General features: G+C 59.4%; 17 protein-coding genes. 14 read left to right on the top strand and 3 right to left on the bottom strand.

What is annotated here, in order from left to right:
- Window positions 1–88 precede the first annotated feature (88 nt).
- The 14 genes from murC (at window position 89) to GT495_RS07175 (ending at window position 13126) form a co-directional block, all read left to right on the top strand.
- Window positions 89–1507 carry a UDP-N-acetylmuramate--L-alanine ligase gene (gene murC, locus GT495_RS07110; protein WP_161162096.1) on the top strand — a complete coding sequence of 473 codons (1419 nt, stop codon included), beginning with the start codon at window positions 89–91 and terminating at the stop codon, window positions 1505–1507.
- 5 nt (window positions 1508–1512) lie between these two features.
- On the top strand, window positions 1513–2424 hold the full coding sequence (murB, locus tag GT495_RS07115; protein WP_161162097.1) for a UDP-N-acetylmuramate dehydrogenase: 912 nt from the start codon (window positions 1513–1515) through the stop codon (window positions 2422–2424).
- A gap of 73 nt (window positions 2425–2497) precedes the next feature.
- Window positions 2498–3646 (top strand): cell division protein FtsQ/DivIB, encoded by a 1149-nt coding sequence (locus GT495_RS07120; protein ID WP_240128137.1) that lies wholly within the window; start codon window positions 2498–2500, stop codon window positions 3644–3646.
- Between the two features lie 199 nt (window positions 3647–3845).
- Window positions 3846–5000 (top strand): cell division protein FtsZ, encoded by a 1155-nt coding sequence (gene ftsZ, locus GT495_RS07125; RefSeq protein ID WP_117647221.1) that lies wholly within the window; start codon window positions 3846–3848, stop codon window positions 4998–5000.
- A gap of 210 nt (window positions 5001–5210) precedes the next feature.
- Window positions 5211–6011 (top strand): polyphenol oxidase family protein, encoded by an 801-nt coding sequence (locus tag GT495_RS07130; protein WP_161162098.1) that lies wholly within the window; start codon window positions 5211–5213, stop codon window positions 6009–6011.
- Window positions 6008–6844, top strand: a complete 837-nt coding sequence (locus tag GT495_RS07135; protein WP_161144730.1) for a phosphate ABC transporter substrate-binding protein — start codon at window positions 6008–6010, stop codon at window positions 6842–6844. Before GT495_RS07130 ends, GT495_RS07135 begins: the two co-directional genes overlap by 4 nt.
- A gap of 1 nt (window position 6845) precedes the next feature.
- Window positions 6846–7772, top strand: coding sequence for a phosphate ABC transporter permease subunit PstC (pstC, locus tag GT495_RS07140; RefSeq protein ID WP_117820381.1), 927 nt, complete (start codon window positions 6846–6848; stop codon window positions 7770–7772).
- 3 nt (window positions 7773–7775) lie between these two features.
- A complete protein-coding gene (gene pstA / locus GT495_RS07145) occupies window positions 7776–8681 on the top strand; it encodes a phosphate ABC transporter permease PstA (RefSeq protein ID WP_006234250.1) in 906 nt (301 codons plus the stop codon).
- 12 nt (window positions 8682–8693) lie between these two features.
- Window positions 8694–9497 (top strand): phosphate ABC transporter ATP-binding protein PstB, encoded by an 804-nt coding sequence (gene pstB / locus GT495_RS07150; RefSeq protein WP_089571588.1) that lies wholly within the window; start codon window positions 8694–8696, stop codon window positions 9495–9497.
- Between the two features lie 92 nt (window positions 9498–9589).
- Window positions 9590–10447: a PhoU domain-containing protein gene (locus tag GT495_RS07155; RefSeq protein WP_161162099.1), complete on the top strand. Its 858-nt coding sequence runs from the start codon at window positions 9590–9592 to the stop codon at window positions 10445–10447.
- 119 nt (window positions 10448–10566) lie between these two features.
- Window positions 10567–11304 (top strand): YggS family pyridoxal phosphate-dependent enzyme, encoded by a 738-nt coding sequence (locus tag GT495_RS07160; RefSeq protein WP_161162100.1) that lies wholly within the window; start codon window positions 10567–10569, stop codon window positions 11302–11304.
- A 60-nt stretch (window positions 11305–11364) separates the two neighbouring features.
- Window positions 11365–12087, top strand: coding sequence for a cell division protein SepF (locus tag GT495_RS07165; RefSeq protein WP_055251691.1), 723 nt, complete (start codon window positions 11365–11367; stop codon window positions 12085–12087).
- A 57-nt stretch (window positions 12088–12144) separates the two neighbouring features.
- Window positions 12145–12390 carry a YggT family protein gene (locus GT495_RS07170; protein ID WP_227790178.1) on the top strand — a complete coding sequence of 82 codons (246 nt, stop codon included), beginning with the start codon at window positions 12145–12147 and terminating at the stop codon, window positions 12388–12390.
- Between the two features lie 61 nt (window positions 12391–12451).
- Window positions 12452–13126, top strand: coding sequence for a DivIVA domain-containing protein (locus GT495_RS07175; protein ID WP_161162101.1), 675 nt, complete (start codon window positions 12452–12454; stop codon window positions 13124–13126).
- A 166-nt stretch (window positions 13127–13292) separates the two neighbouring features.
- Here the strand turns inward: GT495_RS07175 and GT495_RS07180 are convergent, their stop codons facing one another.
- The 3 genes from GT495_RS07180 to GT495_RS07190 form a co-directional block, all read right to left on the bottom strand.
- Complete coding sequence (locus GT495_RS07180; RefSeq protein WP_161162102.1) at window positions 13293–13823, bottom strand: nitroreductase family protein; 531 nt, start codon at window positions 13821–13823, stop codon at window positions 13293–13295.
- Window positions 13824–14104: 281 nt separating this feature from the next.
- Window positions 14105–14728 carry a DUF47 domain-containing protein gene (locus GT495_RS07185; protein ID WP_022094501.1) on the bottom strand — a complete coding sequence of 208 codons (624 nt, stop codon included), beginning with the start codon at window positions 14726–14728 and terminating at the stop codon, window positions 14105–14107.
- Window positions 14729–14795: 67 nt separating this feature from the next.
- The gene (locus GT495_RS07190) at window positions 14796–15845 is read right to left on the bottom strand and encodes an inorganic phosphate transporter (protein WP_117640318.1); all 1050 of its coding nucleotides are present in this window, start codon (window positions 15843–15845) and stop codon (window positions 14796–14798) included.
- Window positions 15846–15919 lie beyond the last annotated feature (74 nt).

Below are 15919 nucleotides of genomic sequence, written 5' to 3' on the forward strand. Positions count from 1 at the left end.
ATATCGCCGGTCGCCCTCGCGCGGATGCGGTAGGTGCGGTACAGTTAACGGGTTACAGGCAGTGTTTACGCAAGGAGTACACGAGCACATGGCTGATTCCCAGACTGCAACCTCCGCGCCCGAGTTCAAGAGCGCCCACTTTATCGGTATCGGTGGCGCCGGCATGAGCGGCATCGCCCTCGTCCTGCACGAGCGCGGTTATACCGTTACCGGCTCCGATCTTAAGACGTCGCGCTATATTCGCCAGCTTACCCGCGCCGGCGTGAAGGTCCACGTGGGCCACGAGGCTGCGACGATCGACGAGGTCAAGCCCGACGTGGTTGTGGTCTCCACCGCTATTCCCGAGTCCAACCCCGAGCTCGTGCGTGCCCGCGAGCTCGGTATTCCCGTGTGGCCCCGTGCCAAGATGCTCTCGGCCCTGGGCCACGGCTACACCACCATCGCCGTTGCCGGCACGCACGGCAAGACCACGACGTCTTCGATGTGCGCCACGATGCTCGATCGCATGGGTCTGGACCCCAGCTTTTTAATCGGCGGCATCGTCGAGGGCTACGACACCAACGGCAAGAACGGCTCGGGTGACTACTTTGTCGCCGAGGCCGACGAGTCCGACAGCTCGTTCCTGTTCCTGAACCCCAACGTGGTCATCGTGACCAACGTCGAGGCCGACCATCTCGATCACTACTCGGGCATCGAGGAGATCGAGGCCACCTTTGCCAAGTTTATGGGGCTGGTGGGCGAGGAAGGCACCGTCATCGTTTGCGGCGAGGACCCGCATCTGGTCGAGCTCGCCAAGTCGACGGGCCGTCATGTGCTTTCCTATGGCTTTGCCGAGAACAACGACATCGTCTGCGTACATCCGGATGTCAAGGGCATCCAGAGCGACTTTATCGTTCGCTTTGAGGACGGCACCGAGCACGCTGTCGAGATTAAGAGCAACCCCGGTCGTCACAACATGCTCAACGCCACGGCCGTCTTGACCGTCGCGCATGTCCTAGGCCTCGATATCGATGCCGCCGCTCGGGCACTTTCGAGTTTTGAGGGCGTCCGCCGTCGCTTTACCCACGTGGGCGATATCGACGGTATCACGGTGGTTGACGATTACGGCCATCATCCCACCGAGATCAAGGCGACGCTCGCTGCCGCCTCTTCGCTGGGCTACAAACATGTCGATGTCGTGTTCCAACCGCATCGCTATTCGCGCCTGCAGGCTCTGTGCGATGACTTTGCCGATGCCTTTGCCAACGCCGATAAGCTGCTGCTGATCGATGTATTCTCCGCCGGCGAGATGCCGATTCCGGGCGTTACCTCCAAGATGCTCGCAGATACCGTTCGCGCCAAGCACCCCGGCAAGGAGGTCGTGTACTGCTCCAGCCGTCTTGAGCTCAACCATGAGCTTGAGAAGCTCGTGGGCGAGGGCGACCTGCTGCTCACCATGGGTGCCGGCGACGTTACGACCGTCGGCCCCGAGTTCATCGAGTATCTGACTGCCAAGAAAGACGCTTAACCTCTATGGGTCTGTTTAACGCCGTCATGGCGCTTTCGGGCATGATCGACACGGATGTGGTCGAGGACGAACGTCTTGCACGCCATACAAGCTATCGTATCGGCGGCAAGGCCGACCTTTTTGTGACGTGCCATAGCTATCATGCCCTGCGTCGCGCCGTGGCGGTGCTTGACCGTGAGCGGGTGCCGTGGGTGATTATCGGTAAGGGGTCCAACCTCCTAGTTGCCGATGCCGGTTATCGCGGCGCCGTTATCTCGCTGGGACGTGAGTTCCAGCGCACGGTTGTTGCCGAGGACGGTTGCACGCTGACCGTTGGTGCGGGCGTGATGTTCGCGCGTTTGGTCAACGACGCCTTGTCGCGTGGGCTTTCGGGCCTTGAGTTCGCGGTCGGTATTCCCGGTTCGGTCGGCGGCGCCGTGTCCATGAACGCAGGCACGCGGAGCGAGTGGATTGGCTCCCTTGTCGAGGACGTGGTCACGTTTGATCCGGTGTCCGGTATTAAGCACTATGCAGGGTCCGAGATCGCTTGGGGATATCGCGAGTGCAGCCTGCCGCGTAACGAGATCATTCTCGAGTGCGTGCTTAAGCTCAAGGCCGCGCCTAAGGCCGACATTCGCGAGCGCATGGAGCGGTACCTGACGCGCCGCAAGCGCACGCAGCCCATGGGCCGTGCATCCTGCGGATCGGTCTTTCGCAACCCGCCCGACGCAAGTGTGGGCAAGTTGATTGAGGATTGTGGATTAAAGGGTTTTTCGGTTGGCGGTGCGGAAGTCTCGCCCGTACACGCTAATTTTATCGTTAATAACGGAACCGCCTCGGCCGATGACGTGGCCGCGGTTATCAGGCATGTTCACGGAAAGGTGAGGGAGGCGTATGGCATCGAGCTCAGACCGGAAGTTAAATTCCTCGGCTTCTAGAGCGACGAAACCAACCTTCCGCCGCGCCGGAGGGCGTTCCGGCGCGCCTGCCCAGCCTCAACATAAGCCTGCCATGCCCTCCAAGTCTGTTGGGCCCGTTCGTCCTGCCAAGCGCCCGGTCGTCGGCTCGCAGCTGGGAGGACGCCCCGCTTCTAAAAAGACGAGTCGTCCGGCTCCGTGTCCTTCGGTGACGCCCAAGCCGGCGATGGGCACCAAGACCTCCCGACCCATGACGACGACCAGGCCTTCGCTGAGAGCTCGTGCGCCGCATGCCAGTCGTACGTTTGCTGGCGCTAAGCCGCGTTCACTGACATCGGTACCCGCCGCCAAGGCGTCTTCGGCAACAAAGGGCATCAATCCTCTGCCATCGCTGGGTGCCATGGCAAGCAAGACGGCCGACGCCGCTTCTGCCATTAAGGGTAAGGGCAAGATCGCGGGCGGCATCCTGGCAGCCGTGGCCGTACTTGCCATTATTGCCATCGTCGTCATCAACTCTGGCCTGTTTGCCGCAACCGATATTCAGATTTATGGTAGCGAGCATGTGACCAAGCACGACGCCATGCAACTCATCAATCTTCCCGAGAACACGTCGCTCTTTAACGTGGATCCCGATCAGATCACCGAGGGCCTCAAGCAAAACCCGTGGGTCTCGGGCGTGGATATCCAGCGCCAGTTTCCCCATACGCTTATCATCACGCCGACGGAGCGTAAAGTTATCGCCATTGCGTATATCAGTTCCGACGACCTTGCCTGGGCGATCGGAGACGATGACACCTGGATCGCTCCGCTGTCGACGTCTGTCGAGGTGGACGACCAAGGGAGCGTCATTACATCGGGGGAGGGTGCCAACACCCTGACCGGCATCGATGCGGCCCTGGCGCTTGCCAAGCACTACGGTGCCGTGCTGTTGACTGATGTCTCGGCCGATGTCGCACCGGTTTCGGGTCGGGCGGTGAGCTCCAAGGCCGTCAAGGCCGGCCTGGATTACGCACGCGGTTTTTCGAGCGAGTTCTTGGGCCAGGTGAAGGATATTTCCACGCCTTCCGTTGAGGCCATCTCGGCAAATCTCGACAATGGCGTCGAGGTGTCGCTGGGCGATTCGGATGATATCGCCAAGAAAGAACGCATCGTGACCAAGCTACTTTCGCAGGTAGAGGGCGTAACCTATATCAATGTGCGCTCTCCGGGCAACTACACGTTTAGGAACGCACCGACCGCCTAGCATCCTAAATGGCTTTGTTGAGGGGCCATACCACGCCGTTTATCTGGTTTGTTTGGTTTTCACGGTCAATTATTTGACTGATACGTTCATAATGTGCAAACATAATACGGTTTACCTTTGCATTTACTTTCAACCTGAAGGTTAATGTGCGCAGGGGTCGACCCATGCTATGGCTATAACCTTTGTTCGGAGGACCGACATGCACGAGACAGAGATCAACAACTACCTTGCCGTCATTAAGGTGGTCGGCGTCGGCGGCGGCGGTACCAACGCGGTCAATCGAATGATCGAAGAGGGCATCCGCGGCGTCGAGTTTGTTGCCATCAACACCGATGCTCAGGCACTCGCGATCTCTGATGCCGATATCAAGGTGCACATCGGCACCGACCTTACCCGCGGCCTGGGCGCCGGCGCCAACCCCGAGGTTGGCCGCAAGGCTGCCGATGAGTCCCGCGACGACATTGCCGAGGCGCTCGCTGGCGCCGACATGGTGTTCATCACCTGCGGCGAGGGCGGTGGCACCGGTACCGGCGCTGCTCCCATCGTTGCCGATATCGCGATGAACGAGGTCGGTGCGCTGACCGTCGCCGTCGTGACCAAGCCCTTCACCTTCGAGGGCCGCAAGCGCAAGAAGAGCGCCGAGGAGGGCATTAAGACCCTCTCCGATTGCGTCGACACCATGATCGTCATCCCTAACGATAAGCTGCTCGACATCGCCGAGAAGAAGACCACCATGCTCGAGGCCTTCGCGATTGCCGATGGCGTCCTTTCCCAGGGCACCCAGGGCATCACCGACCTCATCACCGTCCCCGGTATCATCAACCTGGACTTCGCCGATGTTAAGACCATCATGAAGCAGGCCGGTACCGCCATGATGGGTATCGGTACCGCCTCTGGGGACACCCGTGCCGTCGACGCTGCCCAGCAGGCCATCTCCAGCCCGCTGCTCGAGAGCTCCATCGATGGCGCCACGCGCGTGCTGCTCTCCATCGCCGGTTCCAAGGACCTGGGCATCCAGGAGATCAGCGACGCCGCCGACGTTGTCGCCAACGCCGTCGACCCCGAGGCCAACATCATCTTCGGTACCGTTGTCGACGAGTCCCTGGGCGATCAGGTGCGTATCACCGTCATCGCTACGGGCTTCTCCGACTCCAACGTCAACCGTCAGGACGAGCTCTTTGCTGCTCAGCAGTCTCAGAGCAAGGCCGCTGCCTCCGCTGAGCCGCAGCGCACTGCTCCGGCTGCCAGCCCGGCTCAGGCCGCTCCGACCCGCAACGTCGGTGGTACCGAGCTGCCCAACTTTGGCAACGACCAGTTTGAGCTTCCCGACTTCCTCAAGCGTGGCAGCTTCTAAGTTGTTCATCTCATTATTTTGCACCGGGGCGCATCCGTATGGGTGCGCCCCTTTTGTTTTGACTCTGTAAACCCGAGTATCCAATCTCTTTACGTTCCCTTTACGATTGCCTCCAGCGCAGCAGGTATCCTTTTAGAGAAGTATGACAGCCGTATAAACGCGGGCTGTAGCGGCGATGCCGCGGTACTTGTGTTATTAGGAGGCTTTAGTATGGCAGCACGTGCGGACAAAGTTTCGCGTGTCGACCATGATGGAGTTACGTTGGTGGAGGGCGCGACATCCGTTGTTCGCTTTGCCTTCACCGAGCGCGCCGGTGGCGTTTCCGAAGATGCGTACTCCTCACTCAACTTGGGCTCGCATGTTGGCGATGACCCCTTTGCTGTTCAAGAAAATCGTCGTCGTGCGCTCGAGGCTATGGGTGCCGCCGAGTGCGAGCACAACCTGCTCGTTCCCAATCAGGTCCATGGTGATCATATCGTTGCGGTGACCTCGAACGGCGCCGATGACCTTGAGGACGTTCGCGAGCAGATTGCCGAGGGCTGTGATGCCATCGTCTGCACGGCGCATAACGTGCCCGTGCTGCTCTGCTTTGCCGACTGCGTTCCCGTGGTGCTGGTGGCCCCCGGCGGATTTGCCGTGGTGCACTCCGGTTGGAAGGGCACGATTGCACGTATTTCCGCCAAGGCGTGCCAGGCGCTTTGCGATGCTGCCGGCTGCGATGCGAGCGACGTTTCCGCCTATATCGGCCCCCATATCTTGGGTGACGAATATGAGGTATCCCAGGAACTCATGGATCGCTTTGCCGCCGAGTTCTCGTGCATCGATGCGAGCACCTCTCGCATGCTCAATCTTTCCGCTGCCATTTGCGAGGCGCTGGTAGATGTCGGTGTCGACGCGGATAATATCGTGGATACCCAGCTTTCGACTGTGCGTCAGAACGACCGCTTTTATTCCTACCGCAACGAGGGTGGCACCTGTGGGCGCCATGCTGCGATCGGCGTGATGCTATGAGAAAGATCGTATCGGTCCTGAGCGTCGCTGTGCTTACGCTTACGCTGTGCGCCTGTTCTTCGGGATCTTCCACCTCTTCCATTACCGTCGCTGGCTCCACGACCTGCCTTCCTATCGCCGAGATTGCGGCCGAGGGTTTTAAGGAGGAGACCGGCATCGACGTGCTCGTTTCCGGTTTGGGTTCTTCCGCTGGCATCGAGGCCGTCAGCGCCGGCACGGCCGATATCGCCAGCTCCTCCCGTGGACTCAATGCCGACGAACAGGATCTGGGCCTGACTCCCATCGTCATTGCCCACGACGGTATTGCGGTCATCGTGAACGACGACAACCCCGTCGATAACCTCTCGACCGAGCAGCTCCGCGATATCTACGCCGGCAAGATCACCAACTGGAAAGAAGTCGGTGGCGAGGACCTGAGGATTCAGGTCATCAACCGAGACGAGGCGTCCGGTACGCGCGAGGCCTTCCGTACCATCGTGATGGACGGCACGCCGTTCGATCGCCGTTCGGCTGTTCTTTCGGGTACGGGCCAGGTACGCGATGTCGTGTCCCGCTCGCGTGGCGCTATTGGCTACATCTCGCTGGGTTTTGTCGAGAGTCTCAACGCCAAGACCTCGGTCAAGGCCGTCTCGGTCAATCATGTTGAGGCGTCCGAGAAGACGGTCGCGAGCGGCGGCTATCCCATCTCGCGCGACCTTTACTTCTTTGTGAAGGGTGCGCCTTCGCAGCAGGCGCAGGATTACATCGACTACGTGACGTCCGAAAAGATGGACAAGCAGATTCGCGAGGCGGGCTTTATTCCCGTCACCAACGACGAGAAGGGGAGTGAGTAGCATGGAAGCACAGGAAAACTCCCAGACTGAGCAGAATGCTCAGGCACCCAAGAAGCGCGAGCTGGCGCTCGTATCGCGCAGTACCTATATCAAGGAGAAGGCGCTGCAGTGGATCTTCTTTGCCTGCGCGTTTTTGGCGGTCGTTACCGTCATCCTGATTTTTGTCTTTACCACGTACTCGGCGCTGCCCGTCTTTACCGACATCGGTCTGGCGGACTTCTTTAGCTTTACGTGGGCGCCCTCTGAGGGCCACTACGGCATCATGTCGCTGCTTGCCGGCTCAGGTCTGGTGACCGTCGGTGCGCTCGCCATGGGCGTGCCGCTAGGTGTGGGCACGGCCGTGTACCTGGTCGAGATCGCCGGCAAGCGCGTGCGCAAGCTCATCAGCCCCGCCGTTGACCTGCTGGCGGGCATACCCTCCATCATCTACGGCTTCTTTGGCATGATCATCATCCGCCCGTTTATCGCACAACTGACCGGCGGCCTTGGTTTTGGTGCGCTGACGGCGTGGTTTGTGCTCGCCATCATGATCGTCCCTACCATCACCACGCTCACCATCGATGCTCTCAATTCCATTCCCATGGGCATTCGCGAGGCATCGTATGCCATGGGCGCCACAAAGTGGCAGACCATCTATAAGGTCGTGCTACCTGCCGCGAAGCTGGGTATCGTTGATGCCATCGTGCTGGGTATGGGCCGTGCCATCGGCGAGACCATGGCCGTGCTCATGGTCGTAGGTAACGCCCCGGTTATTCCCGACAGCATTGCGAGCCCCATCTCGACGCTCACGAGCCAGATTGCGCTCGACATGAGCTATTCCTCGGGTCTGCACCGCTCGGCGCTGTTCGGCATGGGTGTGGTCCTGTTTATCATCTCCGCCACGCTGGTGGGTATCGTCCGTCTGATTTCCAAGAAGAAGAGGGGGTAGGCTATGTCCGATTCCGTTGACACGACGGTCGATACGACCTCGTCGCGCGAGCGCATCAAGCGTGCCCTTTCCCACGGCAAGAAGGGCCGCATCAACAAGGACCTGTCCAACAAGATCATGCTTGGCGTGTTTCGTGCCGCTGCCTACATCACCACGCTGGTGCTGGTCGCTATCATCGCCTACGTGGTCATCAACGGCCTGCCACACATCTCGCTCGACTTTATCTTCGGTTGGCCCCAGGGCGTCAACGCCGAGGGCGGAATTTGGCCCACGATCGTCTCGACCGTCTACGTGACGGCGCTCGCCATGCTTATCTGCACGCCGATCGCTGTGCTGGCAGCCGTCTATCTGGCCGAGTACGCCAAGCAGGGCAAGGTCGTCGAGCTCATTCGCTACGCTGCTGACGCTTTGGCCTCGGTGCCCTCCATCGTTATGGGCCTGTTTGGCTACGCCTTGTTTGTCGAGGCTATGGGCCTGGGCCTTTCGATGGTCTCTGCCGCTCTGGCACTTGCGCTCTTGATGCTCCCCATCGTCATGCGCACCACCGAAGAGGCCATTCGCGCCGTTCCGCGCTATATCCGTTGGGGCGCGTACGGCCTGGGCGCCACCAAGTGGCAGGTTGTCTCCAAGATCGTGCTTCCTTCTGCCTTTGGCCGCATCGCCACCGGCATCGTCCTCGCCATCGGCCGTGCCATTGGCGAGACCGCGGTGGTGCTCTACACCATGGGCCAGGCCATCAACCTGCCTATTTCGCCGCTCGATTCCGGCCGCCCCATGACGGTTCACCTGTACCTGCTTGCCAACGACGGCATCAACATGAACGCAGCCTACGGCACCGCGCTCTTGCTGATGGTGATCATTTTGGCCTTCAACCTGTTTGCGCGCTTCCTGTCGCGCAAGCGTCGCTAGTTAAGGAGTCCCATGTCCGTTTATCAGTCCGCTCCCACGTTGGAGCAAGCGGCCATTACGGCCAAGGATTTCAACTTTTGGTACGGTGACTTTCATGCGCTGACGGGGCTTGACCTCAACATCGCCAAAAACGCCATCACCTCCTTCATTGGCCCTTCGGGCTGCGGCAAGTCGACGTTTTTGCGCTGCATCAACCGCATGAATGACCTGATCGAGGGCACGCGCGTCGAGGGCACCATGACGCTCGACGGCAACGATATCTATGCCGAGGGTGTCGACCCGGTCGATCTCCGTCGTCGCGTGGGCATGATCTTTCAGCAGCCCAACCCATTTCCTAAATCCATCTACGAGAATGTCGCCTTTGGCCCTCGTCTGCAGGGCGTGACTAGCAAAAGTGACCTCGATGACATCGTGGAAGAATCGCTCAAGCGCGCCAACCTCTGGAAAGAGGTATCCAATCAGCTCAACAAGGATGGTTTGGCGCTCTCGGGCGGTCAGCAGCAGCGTCTGTGCATCGCGCGCGTGCTTGCGGTGCAACCCGATGTCCTTCTGATGGACGAGCCCTGCTCCGCCATCGACCCCACGTCCGTCTCTAAGGTCGAGGATCTGATGGCCGAGCTGGCGCCCGAGATGACGATCATCATCGTCACGCATTCAATGCAGCAGGCAGCTCGCATTAGCGACTACACCGCATTCTTCTTGCAGGAAGTTGCCGGCGAGCCCGCTACGCTCATCGAGTATGGTCAAACCGACGCGATCTTCACCAGCCCGGTGGACTCGCGGACGGAAGACTATATCACCGGCCGCTTTGGCTGATCGGTGCGACTAGTCCCAAGCCGATCGGATCTGGTCCGGTGCGTATTCACTGTGCGGGCGGCATGACCGCACCCAACTGATTGGAGTGAACCATGCGCAAACTGTTTTCCCGTCAGCTCATCGAGGCCCGTCACGAGATGCTGAGCATCTACGAGGCCGTCGATCTGGCCCTCCACGATGCCGTGAAGGCCTATGTGACCGACGACCGCAAGCTCGCCACCAAGACCAAGAAGCGCACGCTTTCGATTGACGCACGCTGCGCCAACCTGGAGGCCGTCTGCTACAACCTGATTGCCACGCAGTCACCGGTCGCCTCCGACTTCCGCTTGCTGCAGACGATCATCTACGTCGACTTTAACCTGCAGCGCATGACCGATAAGGTTCGCCAGATTTGCCGCGCCACGCGTCATATGATCAAGGCCGACATCTCGCTGCCCAAGGAGCTTGTCGGCACGGTCGAGGCCGAGGCTGAGGCCGTCTACCAGGTGCTGGGCTCTTCGCTTTCTGCGCTCGTCACCAACGACATGTCCATCATCTGCAACTTGGCCGTCGAGGACGAGCCAGTGCACGCCGCCTACGAGAAGTTCTTCCGCACCTTTAACCGCATGGACACGGGCGATTTTATGGACGACGACAGCAACTATGACGACCTGCGCCGCGCCATCATGGTATCGCGCTATCTCGATCGCATCGCCTCGATTTCCATCGATGCCGCCTGCCGTCTGACCTTCCTGTTGACCGGACAGCGTATGACTGCCGGTGATATCGCCTGCACTGATGAGGATGAGCTCGAGAGCATGCGCGTGCCTTCGGGCGAGGGTGTTATCATGAGGCCCGCCGTCGACGCTCGCTACGTTGCCAAGGTGCCCACTAACGAGGTCAGCGAGGGTCTTCGCTACCTGCTCGATCATCTTGAGGACGAGGACGATGGCGAGGACGACGAGGAGTAAGTAATTCCGTTCGTCGAAAGATTGTAAATACCTAAGTGAGCGCGGCCTTGCACATGCGGGGCCGCGCTCTTGCGATAGCATGGGACTACTTGTTTGGCTGTCAGCGGAGGCGATTGGCAATGGATAACTATTTGGACTTGATGCGCGCTCGCCGCGAGCAGATTCTGGAACGTTTTTATGCGGCGCTCGATCGCGCAGGCCGTCCCCACGACGCCGCGCGCCTCATTGCCGTGTCCAAGACCGTTGGTGTCGATGAGACCGTTGCCGCCATCCAGGCGGGGTATCGCCATTTTGCCGAGAATCGCCCGCAGGAGCTGGTTCGCAAGCTCACGGGTCTGGCGGAGCATCCGGAGCTGCCCGAGGTGCGCTTCGATATGATCGGCAACCTGCAGACCAATAAGATCAATGCGGTGCTGGGCTCAGCCGAGCTGATTCACTCGGTGGGTTCGCTGCATCTGGCGCAGGCGATCTCGAGCCGTGCTGTCCGCAAGATTGAGGCAGGCGAGCTCGCCGGCCCCCAGCGTGTGCTCATTGAGGTCAATGTGAGTGGTGAGGAGTCGAAGGGAGGCTTTTCGCCCGATGAGATTCGTGCCGACGCGGGCGAGCTTGCGGAACTTGAGGGAATTTGCGTACAGGGGCTTATGACTATGGCGCCCCGGGGGAATAAGGATGTGGCACGCCGCACCTTTGCGGGGCTTCGTGAGCTGAGGGATGAGCTGGAGGCGGCGCATCCCGATTTGAACCTGCCTGAGCTTTCCTGCGGCATGAGCGAGGACTTTGAGCCTGCCCTTGAGGAGGGCTCTACGCTCGTTCGCCTGGGCAGGGTAGTATTTAGCCCGGAGTTTGCAGTAAAATAAGGCTCTGAAGTGCGCACTGATTATCGGGGCGCCTGCACTAAACCGCGAGAGGACACAACCATGGGCTTCCTTGACGAGATTAAAAATAAGATGCACCTGGGCGGCCAGCAGGGTTACGACCAGGGTTATGGCCAGGACGACGACTACGGCTACGATGACGGCTATGACGATAGTTATCAGGGCAACGGCTACAGCGGTGCTTCGGGCGAGGGCTTCTACACCCAAGACGAGCCGAGCAACGGCCTGCTTGGTCAGACGCGCCGCGGTGAAGCTGAGTCGGTTGCCGTGTATACGCGCTCCGGTCAGCTGGTCGGCGATGACTCCCGCCATGCCACGACGTATAACCCGCCTTCGCGCTCGCAGGACAGTGTTGCGAGCGGTTATCGTCCCGGTGCCTATGACACGCCGTCGAGCTACGCCGAGAATACCCGCGCCCGTGCCGCCGCTGCACCCGCGCCTGCACCGAGCGATGCCTCGGCCTATGCGAGCAATATCATCAACGCCACGCCGCAGCTGCCGGCCTATGTCCTGCGCCCCGAGAGCTATGACGACGTGGAGACTGTGGTGCGCCGCGTTCGCACCAAGCAGCCTGTCGCACTGATTTTTGTGGGCGTACGCACCGAAGTTGCCAAGCGCGTCTTGGACTTCTCTTACGGCTTTGCCTGCGGTCTGGGTGCCACGGTCAAGGAGGTGGGCGACCGCGTGTTCATGGTGCTGCCCGCCGGTTGCGAGGTCAAAGATTCCGATCTCAAGAAGCTTCGTGCCGACGGCTACCTTAAGTAAAGACAAGACGAGGAGATTCCCATCAACATCTACACTATCGTCCAGCTGGTCAACACGCTGTTCAACTTCTATTCCACGCTCATTGTCGTCTACTGCTTTATGACGTGGATTCCCATGAAGCAGGGTGGTTTGCTTCAGGATATTGCTGCGGTGCTTGATAGCGTGTGCGGTCCGTGGCTCAACCTGTTCCGTCGTTTCATCCCGCCGATGGGCGGTATCGATTTTTCGCCGGTCGTTGCGATTATTGCGTTGCAGTTGGTGCAGAGGCTGGTTCTGCAGCTTCTTATAGGTATACTCGTGTAGAACTGTCTTAGTAACTTACGTCGGGCGTGTAGCGCCGAGGCGATGAAAAAGGAGACTTGTTATGGCTATTACCCCTGCAGACATCCAGGCTCAGACTTTCTCTGAGGCCAAGCGTGGCTACGATCCTGCCGAGGTCGACGTCTTCTTGGAGACGCTGTCCTCCGAGGTTGACGCTATGCTCGCTAAGATCGTCGACCTTAAGGGTCGTCTGACTGCTACCGAGCAGCAGCTTGCCGATACGCAGGCCCAGCTTGCCCAGGCTCAGGATGCTGCCGCCCAGGCCGTTCCTGCCGCCCCCGTGGCTGCTCCCGCCCCTGACTTCTCCGCTCAGGAGCGCCAGATTTCCGCTGCCCTGATCGCTGCCCAGCAGACCGCTGAGACCATCGTCAACGATGCCAACGAGAACGCTGAGCGTATCCGCAACGAGGCTGACGCCAAGGCCCGCGAGGTTATCCGCCAGGCTCTGACCGAGAAGCAGGCCGAGCTCGAGGAGATCGATCGTCTCAAGGCTTCCCGTGAGGAGTTCAAGGCAGAGTATCTCAAGCTCATCCAGCACTTCATGGACGATGCCCAGAATTCCTTCCCGGCCGATCTGATGGCTTCCACGCCGGTCGGTTCTGCCGCTTCTCCTGCAGTGACTGTTCCCGCCGAGCCGCTGCCCGTCGCTGACCCGGTTGTCCCCGTGGCCGATCCCTTCGCCCCGATCGACAACTTTGCTGCCGACGACCTGGACTAACATTCGGCCTACAATTTAGTGCCTAGAAAGGACCCGCAGCTTGCGGGTCCTTTTTTATGACTGTGCCGGAGTGCGTAACATAAAAAACCGAGCCCTGCACATAATGGCGCAGAACTCGGCGAACGGGTGAGCGGTCAAGGGTAGGTTTTAAGGCATGTCCCAAAACCTACTTGAGGAGGAAGTCGGAGAGGGGAATGGTACGGGCCTCGCGATGCTCGGGATCGGCGATGTGGTCGGCAGGATATCCACAGACGAGCATGTGATAGGGATAGACGCCCTTGGGCAGATTGAACTGCTCCTGTGCCACCCCAGGCTTAAAATGGCATACCCAGCACGTTCCCAGGCCCTGCTCGGTGGCCTCCATCATCATCTGATCGCAGACGATCGAAGTATCGATGGCACTCGAGTTCATCTGATCATACGGGCGCACCCAGGCATCATCGGTAACGCTGCAAATAAGGAAGATAAGCGGAGCGCCAAAGATAGACCCATCACGAGCAAAGCGCGGCTGACAAGCAGCAGCCTTTTCCAACAACTCCGGAGCATCAAGCACCATCACACGGCTTGGATGATTATTGCAAGCAGAAGGAGCAATACGCCCCGCCTCAACAATGGCATCCACCACCGACTGCTCAACAGGACGGTCCTCAAACGAACGACAAGAATACCGAGACCGAGCCAGATCCAAATAATTCACAACCAAGCCCTCCAAATTCAACGAATCAATCCAAAGTAAAACAAAGGGTACCCAAAGCACCATTCACCCAAACGTTTAAGGCGGCCCCAAAGTTCCCAGTCGGGCCCAAAGGCCCCGCCAACAAAAGCCCCATCGCTTTCAAAGTATCAGCTAAAGTTCCCAACGGTGGTACGCAAGGCGAAAGCCCGGCACCTATTTACTTTCGAACGACTCTGCCGTGCAGCCGGAGTGAGAAAGCAAATAGGTGCCGGGCCTTCGCCGGTGGGACGCGTACCCCCCAATTAACTGTTCTTCATGACAATCGAATCCACAACATCGGCCACATTCTCACAGCAGTCAGCGCAGTACTCCAGGAAGGCGTACACGTCACGCCAGGCGATGACCTCGAGCGGGTCCTTGCCGTTAACGTGCAGGTTGCGCATGGCGTTGATATAGAGCTCGTCGGCTTCGGACTCGATGGTGTTGATCTGGATGACGAGTTCGCGCAGGGTCTTGGACTTGCGGTAGTTGGGCAGCTCGACCATCAGGTCTTTCATGGCGCGGCAGGCGTCAGTCACCTTGTGGGCGATGACGATGGCGTCGGGATGGATGCTCTGGATGTTGGTGAAGTAGACGCGCTGCACGACGCCCTCGATACGGTCAAGCACAGTGTCGAGCGAGCAACTCATCAGGTCCAGATCCTCGCGCTCAAGCGGGGTGATAAAGGCAGTGAGCAGGGCATCCTCGAGCTCATGGTGCTTCTTGTCGGCCGCATGCTCAATCGCATGCATCTCCTCGAGCATGTCGTGGATATGCGCGGGATCAAAGTTCTCAAAAATCTTGATGAGCAACTCTGCGGCCTGGACAGCAAGGTCGGCGCAGGCGACGTAGTTGTCAAAGTAGAACGAATCGGGTTTCTTTGCCATGAGTGGGTCCTTTCGAGGCGAAGACGGGTGGGCGAGGTATTGCGGTCCGGATGGACGTTCGGTTTGACTAGATGAACATCATGAACAGCTTGGCCATGACAAAGCTGATAAGTCCGCAGGCGGGGAAGGTGAAGAACCAGGTGAACATCATGTCCTTGACGACACCGAAGTTGATCGCCGAGAGGCGCTTGACGGCACCGACACCCATAATGGCGCAGGTCTTGATGTGCGTGGAGGACACGGGGATGCCGGTGAGCGTGGCAAGCAGCAGGTTTGCGGCGCCCGCCAGGTCGGCGGAGAAGCCCTGGTACTTTTCGAGCTTGACCATGCTCTGGCCGACAGACTTGATGATGCGCTCACCGCCCACGCTGGTGCCGATGCCCATGGTGGCCGAGCACAGCAGCATGATCCAGATGGGGATGCCGGCGTCGCCGACGCTCGTCTGTCCGCTGGCAAAGGCGACACCTAAAAAGAGCACGCCGATAAACTTTTGTCCATCTTGCGCGCCGTGCATAAAGCTCATGGCCGCGGCACTTGCGATCTGAGCATATTTAAAGAAGACATTGGCACGTCGCCTGTTGGCGGCGGCGAAAAGAATCGAGACGAGCTTGCACAGGACCCAGCCCATGACAAAGCCCAGGCCGATGGAGAGCGCCAGGCCGTAGATGACCTTCATCCACTCGTGGACGTTGACGCTACTCGCACCGCCGAGGGCGATGGCGGCACCGGTCAGGCCGGCGATAAGGCTGTGGCTTTGCGAGGTGGGGATGCCAAAACGCGACGCTGTGGCGCCGTAGACGACGATGGAGAACAGCGCCGCGCATAGGCAGGCGAGCGCCATGGTGCTGTTTCCGCCAAAGTCGACGATATGTGAGATGGTGTTGGCGACGCTCGCGTTAAAGTGCGTCATGATGAGCACGCCGAGGAAGTTGAATGCGGCGCTCATGAGAATGGCGGCGCGGGCGGGCATGCAACGCGTAGTGACGCAGGTCGCGATGGCGTTGGGCGCGTCGGTCCATCCATTGACGAAGATGGCGCCCAACGCGAGGATCACGGTGACGGCAAGGACTGGGTTCGACACAATTTGGCCGAGGAAGGTTGAGAACGTTACGTCCATATATGGGCTTTCTCGAAGTTTGCAGACACGTTACAAAAACATGATAAATCGTATCACCTCCTGCGGGTCTCTTT

Origin of the sequence: Collinsella sp. BIOML-A6, assembly GCF_009875845.1 — a bacterium.
GTDB lineage: Bacteria > Actinomycetota > Coriobacteriia > Coriobacteriales > Coriobacteriaceae > Collinsella > Collinsella aerofaciens_H.

Bases quoted from the DNA above. Each gene is read 5' to 3' on its own strand.
- murC (WP_161162096.1), top strand. From the start codon at position 89: ATGGCTGATTCCCAGACTGCAACCTCCGCGCCCGAGTTCAAGAGCGCC.
- murB (WP_161162097.1), top strand. From the start codon at position 1,513: ATGGGTCTGTTTAACGCCGTCATGGCGCTTTCGGGCATGATCGACACG.
- GT495_RS07120 (WP_240128137.1), top strand. From the start codon at position 2,498: ATGCCCTCCAAGTCTGTTGGGCCCGTTCGTCCTGCCAAGCGCCCGGTC.
- ftsZ (WP_117647221.1), top strand. From the start codon at position 3,846: ATGCACGAGACAGAGATCAACAACTACCTTGCCGTCATTAAGGTGGTC.
- GT495_RS07130 (WP_161162098.1), top strand. From the start codon at position 5,211: ATGGCAGCACGTGCGGACAAAGTTTCGCGTGTCGACCATGATGGAGTT.
- GT495_RS07135 (WP_161144730.1), top strand. From the start codon at position 6,008: ATGAGAAAGATCGTATCGGTCCTGAGCGTCGCTGTGCTTACGCTTACG.
- pstC (WP_117820381.1), top strand. From the start codon at position 6,846: ATGGAAGCACAGGAAAACTCCCAGACTGAGCAGAATGCTCAGGCACCC.
- pstA (WP_006234250.1), top strand. From the start codon at position 7,776: ATGTCCGATTCCGTTGACACGACGGTCGATACGACCTCGTCGCGCGAG.
- pstB (WP_089571588.1), top strand. From the start codon at position 8,694: ATGTCCGTTTATCAGTCCGCTCCCACGTTGGAGCAAGCGGCCATTACG.
- GT495_RS07155 (WP_161162099.1), top strand. From the start codon at position 9,590: ATGCGCAAACTGTTTTCCCGTCAGCTCATCGAGGCCCGTCACGAGATG.
- GT495_RS07160 (WP_161162100.1), top strand. From the start codon at position 10,567: ATGGATAACTATTTGGACTTGATGCGCGCTCGCCGCGAGCAGATTCTG.
- GT495_RS07165 (WP_055251691.1), top strand. From the start codon at position 11,365: ATGGGCTTCCTTGACGAGATTAAAAATAAGATGCACCTGGGCGGCCAG.
- GT495_RS07175 (WP_161162101.1), top strand. From the start codon at position 12,452: ATGGCTATTACCCCTGCAGACATCCAGGCTCAGACTTTCTCTGAGGCC.
- GT495_RS07185 (WP_022094501.1), bottom strand. From the start codon at position 14,728: ATGGCAAAGAAACCCGATTCGTTCTACTTTGACAACTACGTCGCCTGC.
- GT495_RS07190 (WP_117640318.1), bottom strand. From the start codon at position 15,845: ATGGACGTAACGTTCTCAACCTTCCTCGGCCAAATTGTGTCGAACCCA.